The organism is Halomonas sp. LMYGS-3 (assembly GCF_059509875.1).
Genome location: NZ_JCAKFQ010000058.1, coordinates 1 through 5,588, shown reverse-complemented (window position 1 = coordinate 5,588; position 5,588 = coordinate 1). Strand labels below are relative to the sequence as shown.

2 tRNA genes and 3 rRNA genes are annotated in these 5,588 nt (G+C 56.5%); all 5 read right to left on the bottom strand.

Features of this window, described 5'->3' with window-relative positions:
- Positions 1–59 precede the first annotated feature (59 nt).
- Positions 60–175 (bottom strand): 5S ribosomal RNA (gene rrf, locus AC5W54_RS22370).
- An 80-nt stretch (positions 176–255) separates the two neighbouring features.
- Positions 256–3,243, bottom strand: a 23S ribosomal RNA gene (locus tag AC5W54_RS22365).
- Between the two features lie 212 nt (positions 3,244–3,455).
- Positions 3,456–3,545, bottom strand: a tRNA-OTHER gene (locus tag AC5W54_RS22360).
- A gap of 280 nt (positions 3,546–3,825) precedes the next feature.
- Positions 3,826–3,902 (bottom strand) — tRNA-Ile (locus AC5W54_RS22355).
- 94 nt (positions 3,903–3,996) lie between these two features.
- Positions 3,997–5,536: ribosomal RNA gene (locus AC5W54_RS22350) — 16S ribosomal RNA — on the bottom strand.
- The 16S, 23S and 5S rRNA genes sit together here with 2 tRNA genes alongside, the layout of an rRNA operon.
- Positions 5,537–5,588 lie beyond the last annotated feature (52 nt).

Sequence of the window (5,588 nt, the reverse complement as noted above, 5' to 3'; positions counted from 1 at the left end):
TCCGTGGGAGACCCCTGAACGACGAAACCCCGACCAATGGCCGGGGTTTCTGAAAAGGTGCCTGACGATGACCTACTCTCGCATGGGGAGACCCCACACTACCATCGGCGCTGAGCGGTTTCACTGCTGAGTTCGGCATGGGATCAGGTGGGACCCGCTCGCTGTGGTCGTCAGGCGAAAAACATATGAATCATGCCGACCGACACGTCTCGCGTATCCGTCATCGTCTGCAATCACAGACCCCTTGGGTGTTATATGGTCAAGCCGCACGGGCCATTAGTACCGGTTAGCTCAACGCCTTGCAGCGCTTCCACACCCGGCCTATCAACCAGCTGGTCTCGCTGGGCCCTTCAGGAGGCTCGAGGCCTCGGGGAGATCTCATCTTGAAGGGGGCTTCCCGCTTAGATGCCTTCAGCGGTTATCCTGTCCGCACATAGCTACCCGGCAATGCCACTGGCGTGACAACCGGAACACCAGAGGTGCGTCCACTCCGGTCCTCTCGTACTAGGAGCAGCTCTTCTCAAATCTCCAACGCCCACGGCAGATAGGGACCGAACTGTCTCACGACGTTCTAAACCCAGCTCGCGTACCACTTTAAATGGCGAACAGCCATACCCTTGGGACCGACTTCAGCCCCAGGATGTGATGAGCCGACATCGAGGTGCCAAACACCGCCGTCGATGTGAACTCTTGGGCGGTATCAGCCTGTTATCCCCGGAGTACCTTTTATCCGTTGAGCGATGGCCCTTCCATACAGAACCACCGGATCACTAGAACCTACTTTCGTACCTGCTCGACGTGTCTGTCTCGCAGTCAAGCACCCTTATGCTCTTGCACTCACTGCACGATTTCCAACCGTGCTGAGGGTACCTTCGTGCTCCTCCGTTACCCTTTGGGAGGAGACCGCCCCAGTCAAACTACCCACCACACACTGTCCTCGATCCGGATCACGGACCTGAGTTAGAACGCCAATGATGCCAGGCTGGTATTTCAAGGTCGGCTCCACCCGAACTGGCGTCCGGGCTTCCAAGCCTCCCAGCTATCCTACACAAGCAACATCAGCATCCAGTGTGAAGCTGTAGTAAAGGTTCACGGGGTCTTTCCGTCTAGCCGCGGGTACACCGCATCTTCACGGCGATTTCAATTTCACTGAGTCTCGGGTGGAGACAGCGTGGCCATCATTACGCCATTCGTGCAGGTCGGAACTTACCCGACAAGGAATTTCGCTACCTTAGGACCGTTATAGTTACGGCCGCCGTTTACCGGGGCTTCGATCAGGAGCTTCGCTTGCGCTAACACCATCAATTAACCTTCCGGCACCGGGCAGGCGTCACACCCTATACGTCCGCTTGCGCGTTTGCAGAGTGCTGTGTTTTTAATAAACAGTTGCAGCCACCTGGTATCTTCGACCGCCTCGTGCTCCAGGCGCCAGGCCCTTCACACTAGCGCGGCGTGCCTTCTCCCGAAGTTACGGCACCATTTTGCCTAGTTCCTTCACCCGAGTTCTCTCAAGCGCCTGGGTATTCTCTACCTGACCACCTGTGTCGGTTTGGGGTACGGTCCCACAGAATCTGAAGCTTAGAGGCTTTTCCTGGAAGCGTGGCATCGATGACTTCGGCCCCGTGGGGCCTTCGTCTCGTCTCTCGGCCTTGAGGAACCGGATTTGCCTGATCCCCCAGCCTACTGACTTTCACCAGGACAACCAACGCCTGGCCCACCTAGCCTTCTTCGTCCCCCCATCGCAATCCTGTGAGGTACGGGAATATTGACCCGTTTCCCATCGACTACGCCTTTCGGCCTCGCCTTAGGGGCCGACTCACTCTGCTCCGATTAGCGTCGAACAGAAACCCTTGGTCTTCCGGCGGGGGAGTTTTTCACTCCCCTTGTCGTTACTCATGTCAGCATTCGCACTCGTGATACCTCCAGCAGACCTCTCGACTCACCTTCGTCGGCTTACACGACGCTCCTCTACCGCGTGCCTGCATCCTTAAGCCTACTCATCATGATCCGCCCACCCGACTCAACGTTCGGGGAGCGCTTGAACGTCGCTTCGCGACGTTAATCGAATAGCCTTAAGTGATGCAGGCACACCCGTAGCTTCGGTACCTGGTTTGAGCCCCGTTACATCTTCCGCGCAGGCCGACTCGACTAGTGAGCTATTACGCTTTCTTTAAAGGATGGCTGCTTCTAAGCCAACCTCCTAGCTGTCTGAGCCTTCCCACATCGTTTCCCACTTAACCAGGATTTCGGGACCTTAGCTGACGGTCTGGGTTGTTTCCCTTTTCACGACGGACGTTAGCACCCGCCGTGTGTCTCCCACGCTCGCACTCACCGGTATTCGGAGTTTGCCTCGGGTTGGTAAGTCGGGATGACCCCCTAGCCGAAACAGTGCTCTACCCCCGGCGGTGATACGTGAGGCGCTACCTAAATAGCTTTCGAGGAGAACCAGCTATCTCCGGGCTTGATTAGCCTTTCACTCCGATCCACAAGTCATCCAAATCTTTTTCAACAGATCCTGGTTCGGTCCTCCAGTTGATGTTACTCAACCTTCAACCTGCTCATGGATAGATCGCCCGGTTTCGGGTCTATTCCCAGCGACTGGTCGCCCAGTTAAGACTCGGTTTCCCTACGCCTCCCCTAATCGGTTAAGCTCGCCACTGAAAATAAGTCGCTGACCCATTATACAAAAGGTACGCGGTCACCGAACACGTCGGCTCCCACTGCTTGTACGCATACGGTTTCAGGATCTATTTCACTCCCCTCTCCGGGGTTCTTTTCGCCTTTCCCTCACGGTACTGGTTCACTATCGGTCAGCCAGGAGTATTTAGCCTTGGAGGATGGTCCCCCCATGTTCAGTCAAGGTTTCACGTGCCCCGACCTACTCGATTTCACGACACTCAGGTTTCGGCTACGGGGCTATCACCCGCTATGGCCACGCTTCCCAGCGTGTTCGCCTACCAGTCGTGCCGCTTAAGGGCTAGTCCCCGGTCGCTCGCCGCTACTGGGGGAATCTCGGTTGATTTCTTTTCCTCGGGGTACTGAGATGTTTCAGTTCCCCCGGTTCGCCTCCCACACCTATGGATTCAGTGTGGGATACCCCGCTGCTGCGGGGTGGGTTTCCCCATTCGGAAATGCCCGGGTCACAGGTCGTTTGCCACCTCACCGAGCCTTATCGCAGGCTACCGCGTCCTTCATCGCCTCTGGCTGCCTAGGCATCCACCGTATGCGCTTCATCGCTTGACCATATAACCCCAAAGGGTCTGGTCCGCGATTGCATCGACAATTGCCGGATACGCTTGAGACGTATCTCGCGTCTCTTCCTCTCGGAAGAAACTTGTCAGCATGATTCACATTGTTAAAGAGCCACTGTCAATCGACAGTCAAAAACCTGACATCACTTGATGTGACGATGGCTTGTGACTGCGGATCCGATCAGCTAAGACTGCGGGGCGGAGTGGTGGAGCCTAGCGGGATCGAAGTCGTGCGCGACCCCGGCGCGACCTCCTGGTGCAAGGCAGGCGCTCTCCCAGCTGAGCTAAGGCCCCGATAAAATGCAATTTGTGTGAGACTAGGCGCTTCAATGCGACGCATAGCCTGCTATGCGAGTATTGAAGCAACGACGTATCACGCAAATTTGGTGGGTCTGGGCAGATTTGAACAAAACCCGGCGACCTCACCCTCCTCTTTATCTCACCCCAGGGGGTGCGCTCTAACCAACTGAGCGAGAGAATGGTGGGTCTGGGCAGACTTGAACAAAACCCGGCGACCTCACCCTCCTCTTGATCCCACCCCAGGGGGTGCGCTCTAACCAACCGAGTGGGAGAATGGTGGGTCTGGGCAGACTTGAACTGCCGACCTCACCCTTATCAGGGGTGCGCTCTAACCAACTGAGCTACAGACCCATTGGTCACGCTGGGCCTTTACCCAAACAGTCTTTGCTCTGGCCGATCAGGTAATTCAGTGTGAGCACTTGCCGACAGCCGGTGACGTCGTCGGTAAGGAGGTGATCCAGCCGCAGGTTCCCCTACGGCTACCTTGTTACGACTTCACCCCAGTCATGAACCACACCGTGGTGATCGCTCCCCCGAAGGTTAAGCTAACCACTTCTGGTGCAGTCCACTCCCATGGTGTGACGGGCGGTGTGTACAAGGCCCGGGAACGTATTCACCGTGACATTCTGATTCACGATTACTAGCGATTCCGACTTCACGGAGTCGAGTTGCAGACTCCGATCCGGACTGAGACCGGCTTTTCGGGATTGGCTCCACCTCGCGGCTTCGCAACCCTTTGTACCGACCATTGTAGCACGTGTGTAGCCCTACCCGTAAGGGCCATGATGACTTGACGTCGTCCCCACCTTCCTCCGGTTTGTCACCGGCAGTCTCCCTAGAGTTCCCGACCGAATCGCTGGCAAATAGGGACAAGGGTTGCGCTCGTTACGGGACTTAACCCAACATTTCACAACACGAGCTGACGACAGCCATGCAGCACCTGTCTCTGCGCTCCCGAAGGCACCCCTTCGTCTCCGAAGGGTTCGCAGGATGTCAAGGGTAGGTAAGGTTCTTCGCGTTGCATCGAATTAAACCACATGCTCCACCGCTTGTGCGGGCCCCCGTCAATTCATTTGAGTTTTAACCTTGCGGCCGTACTCCCCAGGCGGTCGACTTATCGCGTTAACTGCGCCACAAAGTCCGCGAGGGACCCAACGGCTAGTCGACATCGTTTACGGCGTGGACTACCAGGGTATCTAATCCTGTTTGCTACCCACGCTTTCGCACCTCAGTGTCAGTGTCAGTCCAGAAGGCCGCCTTCGCCACTGGTATTCCTCCCGATCTCTACGCATTTCACCGCTACACCGGGAATTCTACCTTCCTCTCCTGCACTCTAGCCTGACAGTTCCGGATGCCGTTCCCAGGTTGAGCCCGGGGCTTTCACAACCGGCTTATCACGCCACCTACGCGCGCTTTACGCCCAGTAATTCCGATTAACGCTCGCACCCTCCGTATTACCGCGGCTGCTGGCACGGAGTTAGCCGGTGCTTCTTCTGTGAGTGATGTCCTTCCTCGGGCGTATTAAGCCCAAGGCCTTCTTCCTCACTGAAAGTGCTTTACAACCCGAAGGCCTTCTTCACACACGCGGCATGGCTGGATCAGGGTTGCCCCCATTGTCCAATATTCCCCACTGCTGCCTCCCGTAGGAGTTCGGGCCGTGTCTCAGTCCCGATGTGGCTGATCATCCTCTCAGACCAGCTACGGATCGTCGCCTTGGTGAGCCGTTACCTCACCAACCAGCTAATCCGACATAGGCTCATCCGATAGCGCAAGGCCCGAAGGTCCCCTGCTTTCTCCCGTAGGACGTATGCGGTATTAGCCTGGGTTTCCCCAGGTTATCCCCCACTACCGGGCAGATTCCTATGCATTACTCACCCGTCCGCCGCTCGCCACCAGGGAGCAAGCTCCCCGTGCTGCCGCTCGACTTGCATGTGTTAGGCCTGCCGCCAGCGTTCAATCTGAGCCATGATCAAACTCTTCAGTTTACAGTCTGATAGTTCCTAAGGTGGAACCAAACCTGGCTCAAGGTTCAAACGT